Raw genomic sequence first — 18,587 nt, 5'->3', positions numbered from 1 at the left:
CACTGCATGCAGTGCGCTTTTTGCTGTGCATGGCAACTCGCGTTGCCATGAAACAGGTCCGTGATTAGCGGATCACAGCGATTTCAGACAGCTTGCCGCCCTTGACGGTCTTCAGTGTCAAAGCGCCATTCAAGATGTCGCCTTTGTTGTCAAAGGAGATGTTGCCTGTCACGCCCTTGTAGTCCTTAGTAGCTGCCAACACGGGCAGGTACTTGGCTGGGTCGGAAGAACCGGCCTTGACCATGGCGGCAACCATCAGGTTCACGCCGTCGTACACGTAGGGTGCGTACACCTGAACGTCTGTACCGAACTTGGCCTTGAACTTGGTCTTGAATGCGTCCATGCCAACCTTTTGCTGGCCTTCCACGCCACCGGCTTCCGCGCAGTAGACTTGGTTGTCAGCAATCGCGTCGCCACCCAACTTCACCAATTCGGTGGAGCAGATGCCGTCGCCGCCCATGAACTTGGCGTTGATGCCCAAGGACTTCATTTGACGCAGCATGGGGCCTGCAACAGCGTCCATACCGCCGAAGAACACGACGTCAGCTTTCTTGCCCTTGATGGTGGTCAGGATAGCGGAGAAGTCAGTGGCCTTGTCGGTCGTGAATTCTTTAGCAACCACGGTGCCGCCAGCAGCTTCAACAGCCTTGCTGAACTCTTGTGCAACGCCTTGGCCGTAAGCAGTACGGTCGTCGATCACGGCGATGGACTTGCCCTTCAGTTCTTTCACAGCGTAACGGCCCAGTGTGCCGCCCAGTTGTGCGTCGTCAGCCACCAAACGGAAAGCTGTCTTGAAGCCTTGGCGTGTGTACTTGGGGTTGGTAGCAGAAGGAGAAACTTGGGGGATGCCAGCGTCAGAGTAGATGCTGGAAGCAGGGATGGTGGTGCCGGAGTTCAAGTGACCGACCACGCCGGAAACCTTGGCATCAGCCAGCTTCTGGGCAACTGCGGTACCTTGCTTCGGATCCGCTGCGTCGTCTTCAGTCATCAAACGCAGAGTTACTTTTTTACCGCCGATGGTCACGCCAGCTGCGTTGAGTTCTTCAACGGCCAACTTGGCGCCGTTTTCGTTGTCCTTACCCAAGTGGGCGATCGCGCCGCTTGTAGGGCCAACGTGAGCGATAGTGACAACCGCGTTTTGTGCGAAAGCCATACCAGTGGTCAAGGCGATGGCTGCGGCTGCAACAATTTTCAACTTCATAAAAACTCCAAATTAAAAAAGTGTGAATAAATTTCTCACCGGGGCGAACATTAGCGCAAGTCTTGAAAGGTGAGCATCAGGCTTGTACTGATATGGTACTAGTATTTAAATCTCTAATGGAGCATGAATTGATTTGCTCCCAAAACAGGGATTTCCCCTCTGAGGCGAGGTTGGCTTTGGTGCTTGCGCTGTACAAAGGCACGGTTTTGGTGCGTGTTTGAGATGAGTGGCCGGCCTGTCATCTTTAGGGTGGGAACCCTAAGCAGGTTTAGTCCAGTAGCGTTTTGGCAAAGGCGTTGATGGCGTCCACATCGGCCGGCAGTGCGGTGAAGTGAATGCCTTCGGTCAGCAGCGTGGTGCGCAGCCCGCGGTCCACCTCGCGGGCCTGGTCTTCATCTTGGAAGCGACCGGTGTGCACGTATTTTTTGTCGCCGCGCTCCACCAGGATGTTGATGTTGTTGTGCTGGTGGTACCACTCCAGAATTTGTGCGCGGGTCTTGCCCACGTCGCAAATGTTTTCTGGGTAGTGCTCGTTGTAATACAGCACTTGGGGGAGTGAGCACTCGGTGATTAGGAACTGCACCTGCCCGTCGAGCAGGTTGAGCATTTCGAATTGGCGCTGGGCAATGAAGTACTGGTTTTTCAGCACCTCAAAGTTTTGTTGCCAGACCAGTGACTTGGCGTAGTCGGGAATGGTCTCCACCGTTTTGTGGTGGAGGTTGAGAAACAGAATGATGGCTGCGGAGAACAGCGACTTGTCGCTACCCGGCCCCCCGATGATGTTGATGACCTTGGTGGGGTACATGCGCATCTTGCTCTCGGGCAAGCTGTTGGGAACGGTGGTGTAGCGCAAAGTCATGGTGTTCTCCTCAGTGTTCTTTGCGGTGGGGCTTACCAGTTGTCAGAGCGCATCTGGGATTCCCAGAGCCCGCCTTTGCCACTGTAAACCCCGATCACGCCGTAGCGCTGCTCGCCTTTGTCATCCCATTTCATGGAGCCGGTTACCGGGGCATAGCCATCGAGCTTTTTGAGCATCGCGGTAATGTCGGCAGCTTTGCTGGATTCGGCACGGCGGATGGCTGCGGCCAGCACATGCATTGCGTCGTAGGTGTAGTGACCTGCGTAGGCCGGGTCTTTTTTGAACTTGGCGCGGTACTTGTCGAGGAAGGCGGCCCCGGCGGTGAATTCGCGGGCTTCCAAAATGGGCGAGGTCACAAACAAGCCCTTCATGCCGCCGCCGCCCTTGAGCATGTCGGGCGTTTTTGCAGTGTCTGCACCTAGGATGGTGATGCCGGTGTAATCGATTTTCTTCAGGGCTTCAATCAGGGCCACGACCTGGAAGTCGCTCACGGTGGTGACCAGCACCTGCACGTTTTCTGCCTTGAGCTTGGCGGCGAAGGCGTCGAAATCGACCGTCTTGTCGTCAAAGCTTTGTTTGAGCACGATTTCTTTTTTAGCGAGTTTGAGCTGAACCTCGGCTCCCTCGGCCAGCTCTTTGCCGTAGGTGGTGCTGTCGTCTTGCAAGGCGTAGCGGGTACCGGCAATTTGCGACGCCGAGTAGCTGCCAATGGCCTTGGCCTGCAGCGTGTCGTTAGCCACCAGGCGGAAGGTGGTGTTCAAGCCGAGCTGGGTGAATTTGGGATTGGTGGAGATGGCCAACTGGGCAATGTTGCGGCCTGCATAAATGGGCGCTGCGGCGATGCTCACGCCCGAGTTCAAGTGGCCGATCACTGCGACCACACCGGCGTCTACGAGTTGCTGAGCAACGGCCTTGCCGGTTTCGGCGTTGGCCTTGTCGTCGACAGCCACGATCTCAAAGGTCACGGTCTTGCCATTGACCTTGTAGCCTTCCTTGTTGATTTCTTCTGCCGCGAGGTTCACACCGTTGAGCAAATCTTGGCCGAGTGCTGCGAGGTTGCCGCTCAAGGGTTGGGCCACCCCGATTTTGATAACCGCGGGCGTGGAATCGCAGCCCGCCAACAGCCCGGATGAGGCTACAGCGGACGCGGAAAGCAGGCGCAGTGTGCTGCGACGCGAGAGTTTCAATGGCATGGAAGGGGTCCTGGGGAATCGATGGGGCATTGTAGGGAGCTATACCCAGCAACACCCATGCCACAGAGGGCTCGTTTACCCCAAGTAGAAGCTGCCCACTACATGGCTTTGAAGCGGTGGGCGTAGAGGCGGCTGACCAGTAGTTTGTCATGGCGCTCGCGCAGGGTGAGCGCGAGTTTGCCCGCCTCGTCGCGGTGCACGACGGCGATCGCGCTGGCGCGCACCACGGTGCCGCGGTGGATCTGCCAAAACTCGTCCGGGTCGAGCTGGGGGAGCAGGTCTTTAAGGGGGGTGCGCAGCAAGTATTCGCGGTCAGCAGTCAGGACCCGCAGGTACTTGTCGGCCGCCTCGAACACCAGCACCTCGCTCACCGTGACCATGTGAATCTGCGGCCCCACGCTAATCTGCAGCACCTGCAGGCGGGGCAGGGCCGGCGCGGTGCCCAGGCCGCTTCCGGTGACCCGGCCGCTGTGCTCCAGCAGGCCGCGTAGTTGGTGCAGTGTGGCTTCCAGGGTGGCGTCAATCACTGGATTTGCTATTGTTCCAGGAGCGGTATGCGCAGGTTTTATGAGTGCCTGCTGCAGTTTTGACACAGTTTTTTGCAAGCGCGCGGCTTGCACCGGCTTGAGCAGGTAGTCCACCGCCTGGGCCTCAAAGGCCTGCACCGCATATTGGTCGTAGGCGGTCACAAACACCAGCGCCGGGAAGGGCTGGTGCGGCGCATGGGTCGGGGGCCAGAGTTCGGCCAGCTCGAGGGCGGCGTCCAGCCCGCTCAGGCCGGGCATGCGGATGTCAAAAAACAGCAGCTGTGGTGCGAGCTCCAGCGCAGCCTGCACTGCGGATGCTCCATCGCCCACGGTGCGCAGCACCTGCAATGCGGGCCAGGCGCGGGCCAACTCGGCCTGCAGGGCCATGGCCAGCAGGGGTTCGTCTTCAGCTATCAGTGCGGTCACAACGGTCATGGGGGGCTCAGGATTTGAGGGGAAAAGTGACACTAGCGCTGATTCCACCTCCGGGTGCTGCTACCAAAAGCATAGCGCCTTCGCTGCCGAAGGTGGTGGCCAGCCGCTCGCGCACCTGTTGCAAGCCAAAGCCGTGGCCGGGTGAGGGCTCGGCCTGGCCCTGCAGGCGGGCCGGGTCTGCGCCCAAGCCGGTGTCTTGTACCAGCAAGATCAGGCGCCCGTGGTCAGCGGTGGCGGCAATGCGGATGCTGCCGCCCTCCACCTTGGGCTCCAGGCCATGCTGGATGCTGTTTTCCACAAGCGGCTGCAGCAGCAGGGGTGGCACCGGCTGGTCGCGCAATGCATCGGGCAAATCCAGGCTGAATTGCAGCCGGGGTCCCATGCGGATGGCCATGAGCTCCAGGTAGTCGTGCAAGCGGGCAAACTCGTCGGCCAGGGTGTGGCTGCCGCCCCCAGCAGGCGCGCGCGAGGCGGAGAGGGTGGCCCGCAGGTAAGCAATCATGTGATCCAGCATGGTCTGGGCCCGGGCCGGGTCGAGGCTGATCAGCGCCCGCAGGTTGGCCAGGGTGTTAAACAGCATGTGCGGCTCCAGCTGCGATTCGAGCAACTTGAGCTGCGCCTCACTGGCTTGGCGCCGGGCAATCTCGAGGTTTTGCCGCTCGGCTGCGAGTTGCTCCCGACTCACAAACACCCAGCAAATCGTGCTGCCGGCCACCAAGCTCACAAACAACATGCCCCACGCCATGCGGGGAGTCTGTTTCCAGTATTGAAACGAGGTGGTGCCCAAAATCAGATCCGTCAGCAGGTGACCACTCACATAGCCCAGCACCACCGACACCGGCACGATGAAGATCAGCCGGGACACATGCTTTTGCCAGTTGTCCACCAAGAAGAAGTTAGCCCCCTCGATGTAGCACCAGATGCAAATCCCGATGCAATGCGAATACACCAGATTGAGGCCGAACGAGTGGTTGTCAAACAGCGTGATGCCCAGCGCAATCACGGTGTTGAGGGCCAACACCTTGACGCCGCGTAGGGCTAAAGCCAGAGAGAGCAGGGGACGCATAGTCCTGTGAGTATGCCGCCAAGTGCAGTGCACTTACCAAGGGTCCCGCTGTGCTTGGAGTGCCTGGCGCTCACGCACTAACAGCTTTTGAAAGAGGCTCGCCCCTTGTGGGCGTGCAAACACCACCGCTCCGTGAATCGCCAGGCTCAATGCCCAGCCCGCAGCAGGAAACACGGCCCAGTGCAGACCTTGCAGGGCTGCCAGCAGCGTCAGCCCGGCATTGACCAAGATAAACACCGTGGCATGGATGTACCACCCCATTTTGGCGCCCGCGCGTTTGCGGGCCAGGCGCTCGAGGTCGGCGGGGGAGAGGGCGGTGAGTGCGTTCATGGGGATGGGCTCCAGGTAGCGTGAACTACAAAAGGCCGAACCATTGGCCCCAGACCAGCTGGCCGAGGTAGCGTTCGGGCAGCAACGTGAAGGCGCCCGCACCCAGGCAGGCACCGACATACAGGCCCTGCATGATCTTGCGGTGGCGGGCAATATCGTGAAGCACCAGTGCGCGGAACGCACCGAACAGGCCCGCCAGCGTGACCGGCACAAATAAGTGGATCCAGGTGTAGCCGGCCCAGTTGGGCAGCTGGTAGTCGCGGATAAACAGGGCGCTGATGGCGGTAGCCAGCATCATCGTGACCCAAGCGTAGCCGGCTGCGCGGTGTACACGGGTGCGCTGTGTGCCGCCCCGTCGGGCCCAGATGGCCAGCGGCCCGATCACCAGTGCGGCGAGTGCAGCGGTCAAATGAACAGCAATGACGGGTGTAAGTGGCATGGCGGCGGGGTTGTGAGCTGGCGATGGCGTGACTGTGCCGCGTGCGCCATCACTTGCCTACCGCTTTGCGACGGAATGCAGCCCCGGTGGCGCCAGATGCAGCGGCACGGAGTCAGTGGTAAACGGAAAGTGGCCAGTTGCAAAGGGGGGCGGCCTGGGGCGGCCAAGGGCCTTTGGGTGGTTGACATGGCCTTGCCATGTCGGCTTTCTAGAATCAGGGCATGAACACAAAACGTATAGGCGCCACCGTGGCGCTGGTGGCTGCCTTGGGAGCGGGTGGCTGGTGGTGGGTGCAGCAACAAAATGGCGGCAAAGTCGAGTACCGCACAGCGACAGTGAGTCGTGGCAATCTGCAAGCCACCGTAGCAGCCAGTGGTGCCGTCAGCCCTGTGGCGCAGGTGAGTGTGGGCACCCAGGTGAGTGGCCAGATCCGTGATGTGCTGGTGGACTTCAACAGTGAAGTCAAAGCCGGCCAGCTGATCGCCCAGATTGACCCCGAGACGTTTGAATACCGGGTGCGCAGCGCCCAGGCTGATGTGGATGCCGCCCGCGCCTCCGTGCTCACCGCGCAGGCCAATGCCCTCGCTGCGCAAACCCAGGTGTCGCGCGCACAGGTCGACCTGGACGAGGCCCGCCGCGACTCCGACCGCAAAAAGAGCCTCGCAGACCAGCAGTTCATCGCCGCTAGCGAGGCCGACAAGGCCCGCGCCCTGGTGAATACCAGCCTAGAAGCCATGAAGAGCGTACAAGCCCAGGTGGGCGTGGCCCAGGCGCAGGTCAAGACCGCGCAGGCCAATGTGGCCCAGCGGGAATCGGCTTTGGCGCAGGCGCGTATCGATTTGGCCCGCACCCGCATTACCTCGCCGGTAAACGGCATTGTGATCAAGCGCACCATTGAGCGGGGCCAAACGGTGGCCAGCAGTCTGCAGGCGCCCGAGCTGTTTGTGATTGCCCAAAACTTGTCGGACATGCAGGTCGAAGCCGCGATTGACGAAAGCGATGTGGGCCGCCTCAAAACCGGCCAGAAGGCCAGCTTTACGGTCGATGCCTTTCCCGGCCAGGCCTTCGAGGGCAGCATCCGCCAAGTGCGCAAAGCAGCCACCAATGTGGCCAATGTGGTGACCTATGTGGCCATCGTCGGTTTCAAAAACGAGGGCGGCAAATTGCTGCCCGGCATGACGGCCAATGTGCGCATCATCACCGACCAGCGTGACAAAGCGCTCAAGGTGCCGAACGCCGCACTGCGCATGCGTATCGAGGGCGTGGACGCGCCCGGCGGGCGGGCGCGGGCAGGGTCGGGGCCGTGTGTACACCCTCGCAGCCGACGGCAAGCCGCAGGCGGTGGCAGTGCGTATCGGCGTGAGTGACGGCAGCACTACCGAGGTGCTTGAAGGCGGCGAGGGTTCTGCCGGTCTGGCAGAGGGTGCTGAGGTGATCACGGGTCTCAAAAACACATCCTCTGCCAAGGCCGGTAATAGCGGTCCGCGTTCGCCGTTTTGAGGACCGCCTCATGCTGATAGCGGCCCGCGAACTGACCAAGACCTACGCCATGGGCGACCAGACCGTGCACGCCCTGCGCGGGGTGTCGCTCGACATTGCTGAGGGTGAGATGGTGGCCATCATGGGCACCTCGGGCTCGGGCAAGTCTACCTTGATGAATATTTTGGGCTGCCTGGACCAGCCGGGCAGCGGTAGCTACCTGCTGGCCGGCGAGGCCGTGCAAGACATGGCGCCGGATGCGTTGGCCTCGATCCGCAACCGGCGGATTGGCTTTGTGTTTCAGCAGTTCAACTTGCTGGCCCGCACCAGTGCGCTGGAAAACGTGGAGCTGCCGATGGTGTACGCCGGCGTCAAAGCACCGGAGCGCCATGCCCGCGCCCTCCAGGCTTTGCAACGCGTGGGCTTGGGCGAGCGCGCCCACCACACGCCGGCTGAGTTGTCGGGCGGGCAGCAGCAGCGGGTGGCGATTGCGCGCGCGCTGGTCAACCGGCCGCAACTCATCTTGGCCGACGAACCCACCGGCGCGCTGGACTCAGAAACAAGCGAGGACATCATGCGCCTGCTGACCGACCTCAACCGCCAGGGCATGACCGTGGTGCTGGTAACCCACGAGCCCGACATCGCCGCCTGGGCCCGCCGCAAGTTGGTCTTCAAGGACGGCCGCATGGTGGAAGACACGGTGCAAGCGGGGGCCGCGCTATGAATTTCTTTGCGGCATTGCGCAGCGCATGGCGGTCGCTCGCGGCCAATACCTTGCGCAGCATTTTGACCATGCTGGGCATCATCATCGGGGTAGCGGCAGTGATCACCATGATTGCAGTCGGCCGGGGCGCCACCGACCGGGTGCAAGAGCAAATGAAGGGGCTGGGCTCCAACATCATGCTGGTGCTTCCCGGCGGAGTTTCACAGGCCGGAGTGCGCCTGGGAGCGCAGACGCGCCAGCGCTTGACCGAGGAGGACGCTGCAGCCATCGGCCTCGAAATCCCTGAGGTGCAGGTGGCTGCCCCTACCTCGCGCACCAGCGGGCAGTTGGTGTTTGGCAACACCAACTGGAGCTCTGGCATCCTGGGAGTGAACAACGAATACCTGGAGGCCCGCGACTGGCCTCTCGCGGCAGGCCGCATGTTTGACCCCGGCGAAATCTCCGGTTCGGCCAAAGTGGCCTGGATCGGCAGCACCGTCGCCCGAGAGCTTTTTGGCGATCAAGACCCGATTGATCAGGTGGTGCGGGTGCGCAATATTCCGATGACCGTGGTGGGGGTGCTGGCCTCAAAGGGCCAAAACTCCATGGGCCAGGATCAGGACGACATCGTGATGGTGCCGCTGGGTACCTTGCGCAATCGCATCTGGGGTGGCGATGCAACCAGCCGCCTCAAGCGGGTCGGGGCTATCAGCGTCAAGGTGCGTGAAGGGCAGGACATGCAGGCGGTAGAAGCCAGCATCAAAGACCTGCTGCGCCAGCGCTTCAAGGTGCAAGAAGGCAATGAAGACCCGTTTGTGGTGCGCAACCTGACCGAGATTTTGCAAGCCCAAGAAGAAAGCAGCCGCGTCATGACCCTGCTGTTGGCCGCGGTGGCGGGCATCAGTTTGCTGATTGGCGGCATTGGCATCATGAACATCATGCTGGTCAGTGTGACCGAGCGCACCCGTGAGATCGGGCTGCGCATGGCGGTTGGTGCGCGAGGGCGCGATATCCTGGCGCAGTTCTTGATTGAGGCAGTCACGCTGAGCCTGTTGGGTGGTGCTATCGGGGTCGCGTTCGGGGCACTGGCCACCTGGGGTGTGGGACACTTTGCAGGGTGGCAGGTGGCTTTGAGTGCTGGCTCGGTCTTGCTGGCAGTGGGGTTCTCGGCGATGGTGGGTGTGTTTTTTGGCTACTACCCGGCGCGCCGTGCGGCCAAGCTGCTGCCAATCCAGGCCTTGCGCTACGAGTAGTTGCTATAAAAATGTGAGCTACTCGCGCATATAAAATGAGCGCCAGAGGCCGATTTGGCTTGTATTTCAGGGAGAGATTTTTTGGATATTACGTTGTTGATCAAGGCCGCCATCATGGGCGTGGTGGAAGGGCTGACCGAGTTTTTGCCGATTTCGAGCACCGGGCACCTGATTCTTGCGGGCTCGCTCTTGGGTTTTGTGGATGCCAAAGCCAAGGTGTTTGACATTGCGATCCAGACCGGTGCGATTTTTGCCGTGATTCTGGTGTACTGGCAAAAGATCCGCGACACCATCGTCGCCCTGCCAGCAGAGCGCTCTGCCCAGCGTTTTGCGCTGAATGTTTTCATCGGTTTCTTCCCTGCCGTCATTCTGGGCTTGCTGTTCGGCAAGGCCATCAAGGCGAATTTGTTCACGCCGGCGGTGGTGGCCACCACATTTATTGTGGGCGGCTTCATCATTCTGTGGGCGGAACGTCGCCAAAGCGCAGGCGGCACCGCAGTGCGGGTGCACAACGTGGACGACATGAGCCCGCTGGACGCCCTGAAAGTGGGCTTGGTGCAGTGCCTGGCCATGGTGCCCGGCACCAGCCGCAGCGGCGCCACCATCATTGGCGGCATGTTGCTGGGCTTGTCGCGCAAGGCGGCTACCGATTTTTCGTTCTTCCTCGCGATTCCGACCCTGATTGGCGCGGGTGCCTACAGCCTCTACAAAGAGCGTGGCCTGTTGTCGATGGCGGATGTGCCGATGTTCGGCGTCGGGCTGGTGTTTTCATTCATCAGCGCGTGGTTGTGCGTGCGCTGGTTGCTCAAATTCATCTCCACCCACAGCTTTGTCGGCTTTGCCTATTACCGGATTGTGTTCGGCATTGTGGTGCTGCTCACCTCCTGGAGCGGGCTGGTGGTCTGGGCCGAGTAACGGTTGGGGCCTTGAGCCCCAGGTTTGCCAGAGGCCACTGCAGTGGCCTTTTTTACGTCGGTAGCGCCGTGTTTTGCGGCTCGGTAAAAAAGCGCTCGGCCGCCTCGGCCGGCACCGCGGGGCTGAATAAATAGCCTTGGGCGTCATCGCACCCCAGCTCGCGCAGATAAGCGAATTGCTCGGGGGTCTCCACCCCTTCCGCCACCAGTGACAACTCGAAGCTCTGTGCCATTGCCACAATGGCCCGGGTGATCGCCACATCGCCCAAGTCGTGGGGGATGTTGCGCACAAAAGACTGGTCGATTTTGAGGGTATCGAGCGGGTAGCGCTTGAGGTACGACAGGCTGGAGTAACCAGTGCCGAAGTCGTCCATTGCCAGATGTACGCCCAGGGCTTTGCACTCGTGCAGCGTGGCCAGCGTATTCGCGACATTGCGCAGAGCGAGGCTCTCGGTCACCTCCAGTTCCAGCGAGGCGGGGGGAATGCCGGTTTCGTTCAGGACCCGGCCTACCAGTTCCGGTAGGTTCTGGCCGACAAACTGCCGAGCAGAAATGTTGACTGCAATCCGGAAGTCGTGGTGGCCCCGGGCGAGCCAGGCGGCAACTTGTTTTGCGGCGGTGCGCAGCACCCATTCGCCCACCTGCACGATGATGCCGCTTTGCTCTGCAATCGGGATGAACTCGCTGGGCGGTATCGCGCCCAGGCTTGCGTGGTTCCAGCGCAGTAGCGCCTCGAACCCCACGACCTTGCCGGTCGCAATGCGGATCTGGGGCTGGTAATACAGCTCCAGGTCGCCGGCCTGCAAGGCGCTGTGGAGCTCGTTGTGAATCAGCAAAGTGCGGGCGACCCGCCGGTTCATGGCGCTGTCAAAGTAGGCGTACATGCCCGGGCCGTCCGGTTTGGCGTGGTGGAGTGCGGACTCTGCATTGAGCAGCAGCGCGTGCACGCTATCAGCCTGTGCCGGGTAGGTGCTGCCACCGGCGCTGGCGGTCAGGAACAGGGTGTGTCCTGATACCCGGTAGGGCTGCGCCAAAGCGCTTAAGGCCACAGTGGCAAAGCCCGCCAAGGAGCAGGCGTCCGGCAAGCCGGTAACGCACACAGCGAACTGATCTCCGCCCAGCCGGCCGACCCCATCATGCGGGTGGCTGGCCACCGAACCGCGGATGCACTGCTGCAGCCGTTTGCCGACCTCGCGCAAGACCAGATCCCCCACGCCGGTGCCCAGGGATTCGTTGATCTTCGAAAAACCATCCAGCCCGAAGCAGATTAAGGCCACCGTTTCGCAGGTGCCCACCGCAGTGTCGAGTTGCTCTTCAAACAAGTCCCGGCCGGGGAGTCCGGTCAGGGTGTCGATTTGCATGGCCTTCTGTGCCTCGGTTTGCAGGCGTTGCGCAGCCAGTTGCTGAATTCGGCTGCGCTCCAGCCGGGCACTGATGGCGGCCAGTAGCTCTTCGCGACGGCAGGGTTTGGTCAGGTAGTCGTCCGCGCCGAGGTTCATGCCGGTGCGGGTGTCGCTGCGATCGGCACGGGCGGTGAGCATGATCACCGGCAGGGTGGCAGTGGCGGGGTGGCTGCGCAGGGCTTTGATGAGCCCGAAACCGTCGAGCTCAGGCATCATGACGTCGGTCAGCACCAGGTCGGGGCGGTGGGTGAGGGCGGCAGCAAGAGCCTCCCGGCCGTCCGCAGCGGCGGTGACCTCATAGCCTTCCAGTTCGAGCATCCACTGCAGGTTTTCCCGCAGGGAGGGTTCGTCTTCCGCGATCAAGATGTGCATCACGTATTCCCGGTGTCCGCTGGTGGGGCTTCGAGCATCACGGTGAAGCAACTGCCTTGTCCCGCCGCGCTGTGCAGACTGATCGTGCCGCGGTGACATTCCACCGCGTCCCGGACAATCGAGAGACCGAGGCCGGTTCCGGCGATGTTGCCGACGTTGCTGGCGCGGTGAAAGCTCTCAAACAAATTGGGCTGGTCAGCCAGTGGTATGCCGATCCCCTGGTCGGACACCTCGATCAGCAGCCGGGTGGCTTGCACCGGCTTTACCCGCAGGGTGACTGCGCCACCCTCGGGCGAGTACTTGACCGCGTTAGACAGCAAGTTTCCCACAATATTGCGGACCAGGCTTTCGTCCAGCTCAAACCGCAGGCCCTCGTCTGGAAGGTCCAGTGTCATCTGGATGTTCTGAAAGGCATCCGGCATGGTGCTGCGGAATTCGTCCACCAGGCTCCTGCAAAAGCTGGCAATCGCGGAGGCCTGTGGTTTGAATTGCAAACGCCCGGCCTCCGACTGGCCGATGACCAACACGTTTTCGAGCATGTGCGCCATACGCGCCACCGCGTCATCAATTTTCTGCAGGGTGAGTCGCTTTTGCTCCGTGCTCATGCGGGCTTCGTAGTGGCTGAGCAACTCCACCGAGCCGTGGATGGTGGCCAACGGTGTGCGGAATTCGTGCGACGCTACTGAAATGAACCGGCTCTTGAGGTCGTTCAGTTCAATTTGCTGCTGCAAAGCCCGTTGTTGATCCGCCTCCGCGCGCACCCGTGCGGTGACATCAACCACAAAAAGCAAGGTGGCATCCCGCTGGCCCCATTGAATCAATACCGCAGAGAGGTCCAGCGTGCGCACTTCGCCCCGGGCGGTAATGACGCGGAAGCTGTAGCTCTCTTCCACTGGCTCGCCCCGCAGGCGTCGCTGATGCCGCTCGACGACGGCGGGTACGTCGTCCGGGTGGATGCTGCCGGTGAAGGGCATGGCCATCAGGGCCTCGGTGGTGTGACCCACGATCCGCTCCATGCTCGGGTTGACAAACACCATGTGACCGTTTTGCACGACGACCACACCCACCCCGACGTTTTCAATCACAGAGCGGTAGCGCGCTTCTGATTTGCGGAGCTCTTCAATCGTCTGGTAGCGCTCGATGGCAGCACTCACGTGGTTGGCGAAAAACCCGAGAATTTTCACATTCTCGTCGTTGTAGATGACGTCGTCGCTGTAAGCCTGCACGACCAATACACCGGAGGTCCGGCCGTGAATCTGCATCGGTACGCCAAGCCAAGAAGCGAAGGTCAAGTCTCCGCTGGAGTCTGCCATGTGGCCCGCCTCCCGCAGCGCTGCAAAGCGTGCTGCATCCAGCAGCAAGGGCTGTTGAAGTTCCAGCAGGTACTCGGTCATGCCTTTTCTGTAGGGCACGCCGTAGCGCTGCATTTCGTCGCCATCCCGCTCGTCGACATAGTAGGGAAAGTCCACCACCCCAAGGTCGTGGTTGTGCAGGGCCACATAGAAGTTGTCGGCAAACATCAATTCGCGCAGCAGCTGGTGCACCACTTGCAGGAAATCGTGAAACGAGAGGCCGGCGGTTGCACGCTCTGCAATCCGGTAGAACACGCGTTGCATGGTCTCGGCCCGCTTTTGCTCTTCGTTGTCCTGCTGCATCTCTGTGGTGCGTCGAATCATCCACTGGCGTGCCCCGCTGAGCTGGGCAACCACTTGCTGTTGCAAGGATTCGTTTTCCGCACGCAGCGCGGCAATTTGTGCTTCCAGCGATTCCAGTAATTTGGAGGCCGGAATGGTCATCTGCTTAGCCCCCGAGGTTGCGCAGGGCAGCTTCTAGCGCCGCGGCAGTCGCTAAAGGCTTTTCCATGGGGAAAAGATGGGTGCCATCGAGCATCATGTTCCGTCCCTTGGTGATTTTGTTGGTCAGATCCATGCCGACTTGCTTCATCTCTGCGGACTGGTCTCCCCCGATGAAAGCCACAGGGCATTTCAGCGGATGACGGGCCAACAAGCGATCCAGGTTGTCGGGCAAGGTGTTGTAGAAAGCAGTTTCTACATCACGGTCGAAGGCTAGCACGCGTTTGCCTTCGCTGTCTTCAGGGAAATCGTGTACGTAATCCATCAAGACTTGCGGGTCCCAGCGGGCAAAAGCCTTTTTGTGCTGGAAATGCGCAAGGGCTGCATCGAGGTCAGGCCAGCTGTTGCGCCGTTTGCGGCTCACTGCGCCGGGAGATATCGACCCCACAAGTTGGGCGGTCTTGGCCAGACCCACCACGCGTGAGCGCCAGCCGCCCACCAAGGGGGAGTCGATCAGCACTACACCTTTGGCCAGACCGGGTTGACGCGCTGCTGCCATCACACTCAAGAAGCCCCCCAAGGAGTGGCCTACGAGCCAAACCGGCTCGCCGGCTTTTTCGACGATGGGGGTTGTAAAGTCCACCAACTGTTGCACCACATTTGGCCAATTGTTGCTGACCGGATAGCGTGGATCATGGCCGTATTTATCAACGGCTTTGACGCTGTAGCCCCGGGCACGCAGGCTTTTGAAAAGCACTTTGTAGGTGGTGGCGGGAAAACTGTTGGCGTGAGAGAAAACGATGGTCGACATGCGGGTGAGACTAAATCAATTTCTCGTCAGGAGTGGTGATTTTCTTCAATGGCAGGCTGCGGGTGCTGGGTATCAGCAAGGGCACATCGGTCTGGCCGCCGTTCCACATCGGGTCTTCAATGCTGTCGAACACTTCGCGCAGCTTCTGGCCCCAGTTGTTGTGCAGCATCTTGAAATAGGGGTTGTTTTCGTCGATGCACACCACTTTGTCGGTGGCAAAGGTGTTCGCCTCGTACACCACCATGTCCAGCGGCAGGCCTACGGACAGGTTGGACTTGAGGGTGGAGTCCATGGACACCAGCGCGCACTTGGCGGCTTCGTCCAGCGGGGTGTCGGGGGTGATCACGCGGTCCAGCACCGGCTTACCGTACTTGGATTCGCCCACCTGAAAGTAAGGCGTCTCAGGCGTGGCTTCGATGAAGTTGCCGGCTGAGTAGACCTGGAACAAGCGCATGGCTTCGCCCTGGATCTGACCACCGAAGATCAGCGACACGTTGAAATCCACGCCCGCATTCTTGAGGGCTGCGCCGTCGCGCTCTTGTACTTTTCGGATAGCCGAACCCAGCACGCGGGCAGCATCGAACATGCTCTTGGCGTTCCAGATAGTGATGCCTTCGTCGTCCTCGTGGTCCTTGAGCTTTTCGATCTGCAAAATCTCGCGCACCGACTGGGAGATGCTGAGGTTGCCGGCCGAGAGCAAGACCATGAAGCGGTCATTGGGCTTCTCGTACACGATCATTTTGCGGAAGGTGCTGATTTGGTCGAGTCCGGCGTTGGTGCGGGAGTCGGAGAGGAACACCAGGCCGGCGTTGAGTTTGATGGCGACGCAGTAGGTCATTTTTCTGGTGGTTGGGGCAAAACCTAGAGTGTATCGGGGTGGGGCGGTTGGACTTTGCGGGGCAGTCCTTGCCGGGAGGGGAGGCGGTGTACGGGCCGGGGGCTCATGAACCTTCGGTTCCCAAATCGCCCCCAACCCGCACACCGCTTCCCCGCCCGGTAAGGACATGGGTTTGCGGGACGTGCCTGCGGCGCTGCGCAAACGCTTTGCCTCTCCGGCTAGACGTGTCACGCCGCCAAAGCGGGTATGGGGCATTCGGCTAGCGCGATTTCAAAAAGCAAGGCGTATGAGCGCTAGCCGAATGCCCCATACCCGCCCCAAGGGAGCGAAAGAGCTAAGCCTTGTTAGCGAGTGCTTTCAGCTGATACAGCGCGTCCATTGCTTCTCTGGGGCTCATTGCATCAGGATTTATGGCGGAGAGCGCCGTCTCTACTGCGCTGGCAGCTACTATTTCTGTAGCAGGGGGCGCTGCGAATAAATCCACTTGGGCTTGCGATTCACTGGCTTGGGCCTCCAGCGCGTCCAGGGTGTGGCGGGCGTGGTTAAGCACTGCGGCGGGCATGCCCGCCAGGCGCGCCACTTGTACGCCGTAGCTTTTGCTGGCCGGGCCGGGTTCGATGGCGTGCAAGAACACGATGTCCCTCCCCGCCTCCGCAGCGCTCACGTGCACGTTCAGCGCCGCGTGGTGCGTGGCCGGAAACTCGGTGAGTTCGAAGTAGTGGGTCGCAAACAGGGTGAAGGCCTGCGTCTTGTCGTGCAGCTGGGCGGCAATTGCACTGGCCAAGGCCAGGCCGTCAAAAGTGCTGGTGCCCCGGCCGATTTCGTCCATCAGCACCAGGCTATGCGGCGTGGCGCTGTGCAAAATTTGCGCAGCCTCGGTCATTTCCAGCATGAAGGTGGACTGGGCGTTGGCCAAGTCGTCGGCCGCGCCGATGCGGGTGTGGATGGCGTCGATGGGCCCCAGGCGACAGGTTTGTGCGGGCACGTAGCTGCCGATGCTGGCAAGCAGCACGATCAGCGCGACCTGGCGCATGTAGGTCGATTTACCGCCCATATTGGGACCGGTGATGATCTGCATGCGCTGCTTCACGCCCAGTCGTGTGTCGTTGGCAATGAAGTTGCGGCTACCGGAGGGCCCTGACTGTCCACTCAGTTCGGCCAAGCGCGCCTGGACCACGGGGTGGCGGCCCTGGGTGATGTCGATGCAGGGCTCGGTCACAAACTGCGGGGCGTTCCAGTCCAACGTGAGCGAACGTTCGGTCAAGGCACACAAGGTGTCCAGCGCAGCAAGCGCCTGGGCTACTGCGGTGAGTGCGGGGATGTGGGCCTGCAACTGGTCCAGCACCTGTTCAAACAACCACTTCTCGCGGGCCAGGGCGCGCTCTTGGGCGCTCAGGGCTTTGTCTTCAAAGGCCTTGAGCTCAGGGGTGATGAAGCGCTCTGCGTTTTTGAGGGTCTGGCGGCGGCGGTAGTCTTCGGGCACTTTGTCCACTTGGGCGGTGGTGACTTCGATGTAGAAGCCGTGCACCTTGTTGAACTGCACTCGCAAGTTGGCAATGCCGGTACGGGCTTTTTCGCGGACTTCGAGGTCCAGCAAAAAGGCATCGCAGTTGGTCTGAATGGCTCGCAGCTCGTCCAGCTCGGTATCAAAACCGTCAGCGATCACACCACCGTCGCGCACCAGCGCTGCGGGCTCTGGTGCGATGGCACGCCCCAGCAAGGCAATGGCCTCGGCCGGTGGCTGCAGGTGGCTGCAAATATGTGCCAAATAGCCCTCTAGCGCCCGTAAATGTTGCGCGAGCAGCTCTGTTTTTTGTAGCGTTTGTACCAGCGCCACCAGCTCGCGTGGGCGCACTTGGCGCAGCGCGATGCGGGCGGTGATGCGCTCTACGTCCGCACAACCTTTGAGTTGGCTGCGCAGGGTTTGCCATAAGTTAGACCGCAAGGTGGCAAGCGCCAGCAGGCGGTGTTGCGCCTCGGTACGGTCGCGCAGGGGCTCCAGCAGCCAGCGTTTGAGCAGGCGGCTGCCCATGCCGGTCATGCAGGTGTCGAGCAGGCTGAACAGGGTAGGGCTGTCTTCGCCGCGCAGGGTCTGCACCAGCTCCAAGTTGCGGCGGGTGGTGGCGGGCAGGTCGATGAGTGCGTCGTCGCGCTGCACCTGCACGCTGTGAATGTGGGTGAGCGCACGGCCTTGGGTGTGCTCGGCGTAGCCAATCAAGGCCCCTGCTGCGGCATGGGCCAGGGCCAGCTCTTGCGCGTTCCAGCTGGTCAGGCTCGCAGCTTGCAGCGCGTCCAGCAGTTTGCGCTGGCCCAAGGCGCTGTCGAATTGCCATTCAGGGCGGGCAGTCAGGTAGACGGCCGTGCCATGGCGCAGGCGCTTAATGCGGTCTTCAAAGGTGGTGGTGCAGCCCGCGCTATAGGCCAGCTCGCTGGGGGCGATGCGGCTCACCCAGTCGGGCACTTCGTCAGGTGCGCATTCGGCCAGAAACACCACGCCTTGGGTCACAGACAACCACGCTAGGCCGCAGCGGTTACGCGGGCCTTGGTGCACGGCCATCAGCATGGACTCGGTTTTCTCGGACAGCAGCTCGGCGTCGGTGAGCGTGCCGGGCGTGACTACGCGTACGACCTTGCGCTCTACCGGGCCTTTAGTGGCACCCACCTCGCCGGTTTGCTCGCAGATCGCGACTGATTCGCCGTGGCGTATCAGTTTGGCCAGGTACCCTTCCATCGAGTGAAAGGGCACGCCTGCCATGACCACCGGCTGCCCGGCGGACTGGCCGCGGGTGGTGACGGTGATGTCCAGAATCCGGGCGGCCTTTTCGGCATCGTCGAAGAACATCTCATAAAAGTCACCCATACGGTAAAAGAGCAGGGTGTCGGGATGGTCGGCTTTGAGCCCCAGATACTGCTGCATCATGGGGGTGTGCTGGTCGAGTGGAGCGGAGGCTGGGGGACGTGTCACAGTAGG

At 61.1% G+C, this 18,587-nt stretch carries 17 protein-coding genes; 5 read left to right on the top strand and 12 right to left on the bottom strand.

What is annotated here, in order from left to right; genetic code table 11:
* Positions 1 to 64: 64 nt before the first annotated feature.
* From U5L73_RS14470 to U5L73_RS14440, 7 genes are all read right to left on the bottom strand, one after another.
* Positions 65 to 1,201, bottom strand: a complete 1,137-nt coding sequence (locus U5L73_RS14470) for a branched-chain amino acid ABC transporter substrate-binding protein (RefSeq protein WP_313880054.1) — start codon at positions 1,199 to 1,201, stop codon at positions 65 to 67.
* A 268-nt stretch (positions 1,202 to 1,469) separates the two neighbouring features.
* Entirely contained in the window at positions 1,470 to 2,060 is a 591-nt protein-coding gene (locus U5L73_RS14465) for a hypothetical protein (RefSeq protein ID WP_322562997.1), read from the bottom strand.
* Between the two features lie 32 nt (positions 2,061 to 2,092).
* Entirely contained in the window at positions 2,093 to 3,253 is a 1,161-nt protein-coding gene (locus tag U5L73_RS14460) for a branched-chain amino acid ABC transporter substrate-binding protein (protein ID WP_322562996.1), read from the bottom strand.
* Between the two features lie 98 nt (positions 3,254 to 3,351).
* Positions 3,352 to 4,215: a LytTR family DNA-binding domain-containing protein gene (locus U5L73_RS14455; protein WP_322562995.1), complete on the bottom strand. Its 864-nt coding sequence runs from the start codon at positions 4,213 to 4,215 to the stop codon at positions 3,352 to 3,354.
* A 7-nt stretch (positions 4,216 to 4,222) separates the two neighbouring features.
* Complete coding sequence (locus U5L73_RS14450; RefSeq protein ID WP_322562994.1) at positions 4,223 to 5,281, bottom strand: sensor histidine kinase; 1,059 nt, start codon at positions 5,279 to 5,281, stop codon at positions 4,223 to 4,225.
* A gap of 33 nt (positions 5,282 to 5,314) precedes the next feature.
* The gene (locus U5L73_RS14445; protein ID WP_322562993.1) at positions 5,315 to 5,611 is read right to left on the bottom strand and encodes a 2TM domain-containing protein; all 297 of its coding nucleotides are present in this window, start codon (positions 5,609 to 5,611) and stop codon (positions 5,315 to 5,317) included.
* A gap of 25 nt (positions 5,612 to 5,636) precedes the next feature.
* Entirely contained in the window at positions 5,637 to 6,050 is a 414-nt protein-coding gene (locus U5L73_RS14440; protein WP_322562992.1) for a DUF2306 domain-containing protein, read from the bottom strand.
* 221 nt (positions 6,051 to 6,271) lie between these two features.
* Between U5L73_RS14440 and U5L73_RS14435 the strand changes: the two genes are divergently transcribed.
* The 5 genes from U5L73_RS14435 (at position 6,272) to U5L73_RS14415 (ending at position 10,400) form a co-directional block, all read left to right on the top strand.
* Positions 6,272 to 7,417 carry an efflux RND transporter periplasmic adaptor subunit gene (locus U5L73_RS14435; RefSeq protein WP_322562991.1) on the top strand — a complete coding sequence of 382 codons (1,146 nt, stop codon included), beginning with the start codon at positions 6,272 to 6,274 and terminating at the stop codon, positions 7,415 to 7,417.
* Positions 7,356 to 7,550 (top strand): hypothetical protein, encoded by a 195-nt coding sequence (locus U5L73_RS14430; RefSeq protein WP_322562990.1) that lies wholly within the window; start codon positions 7,356 to 7,358, stop codon positions 7,548 to 7,550. The genes U5L73_RS14435 and U5L73_RS14430 overlap by 62 nt, the downstream gene beginning before the upstream one ends.
* A 10-nt stretch (positions 7,551 to 7,560) precedes the next feature.
* Entirely contained in the window at positions 7,561 to 8,253 is a 693-nt protein-coding gene (locus tag U5L73_RS14425; RefSeq protein WP_322562989.1) for an ABC transporter ATP-binding protein, read from the top strand.
* A complete protein-coding gene (locus U5L73_RS14420; protein ID WP_322562988.1) occupies positions 8,250 to 9,485 on the top strand; it encodes an ABC transporter permease in 1,236 nt (411 codons plus the stop codon). Before U5L73_RS14425 ends, U5L73_RS14420 begins: the two co-directional genes overlap by 4 nt.
* 81 nt (positions 9,486 to 9,566) lie before the next feature.
* Positions 9,567 to 10,400 carry an undecaprenyl-diphosphate phosphatase gene (locus U5L73_RS14415; RefSeq protein WP_322562987.1) on the top strand — a complete coding sequence of 278 codons (834 nt, stop codon included), beginning with the start codon at positions 9,567 to 9,569 and terminating at the stop codon, positions 10,398 to 10,400.
* Positions 10,401 to 10,452: 52 nt separating this feature from the next.
* Here the strand turns inward: U5L73_RS14415 and U5L73_RS14410 are convergent, their stop codons facing one another.
* The 5 genes from U5L73_RS14410 to mutS all read right to left on the bottom strand — a co-directional run bounded on the left by U5L73_RS14410 (position 10,453) and on the right by mutS (position 18,536).
* On the bottom strand, positions 10,453 to 12,174 hold the full coding sequence (locus tag U5L73_RS14410; RefSeq protein ID WP_322562986.1) for a putative bifunctional diguanylate cyclase/phosphodiesterase: 1,722 nt from the start codon (positions 12,172 to 12,174) through the stop codon (positions 10,453 to 10,455).
* Positions 12,174 to 13,970, bottom strand: a complete 1,797-nt coding sequence (locus U5L73_RS14405; protein WP_322562985.1) for a sensor histidine kinase — start codon at positions 13,968 to 13,970, stop codon at positions 12,174 to 12,176. The genes U5L73_RS14410 and U5L73_RS14405 overlap by 1 nt, the downstream gene beginning before the upstream one ends.
* A gap of 4 nt (positions 13,971 to 13,974) precedes the next feature.
* Entirely contained in the window at positions 13,975 to 14,778 is an 804-nt protein-coding gene (locus U5L73_RS14400; protein WP_322562984.1) for an alpha/beta hydrolase, read from the bottom strand.
* Between the two features lie 10 nt (positions 14,779 to 14,788).
* Positions 14,789 to 15,616: a proteasome-type protease gene (locus tag U5L73_RS14395; protein WP_322562983.1), complete on the bottom strand. Its 828-nt coding sequence runs from the start codon at positions 15,614 to 15,616 to the stop codon at positions 14,789 to 14,791.
* A gap of 334 nt (positions 15,617 to 15,950) precedes the next feature.
* A complete protein-coding gene (mutS, locus tag U5L73_RS14390) occupies positions 15,951 to 18,536 on the bottom strand; it encodes a DNA mismatch repair protein MutS (RefSeq protein WP_322563523.1) in 2,586 nt (861 codons plus the stop codon).
* Positions 18,537 to 18,587 lie beyond the last annotated feature (51 nt).

The organism is Rhodoferax sp. (assembly GCF_034520025.1).
In the GTDB taxonomy this organism is placed as follows: domain Bacteria; phylum Pseudomonadota; class Gammaproteobacteria; order Burkholderiales; family Burkholderiaceae_C; genus Allorhodoferax.
This window is presented reverse-complemented; position numbering and strand designations above follow the sequence as displayed.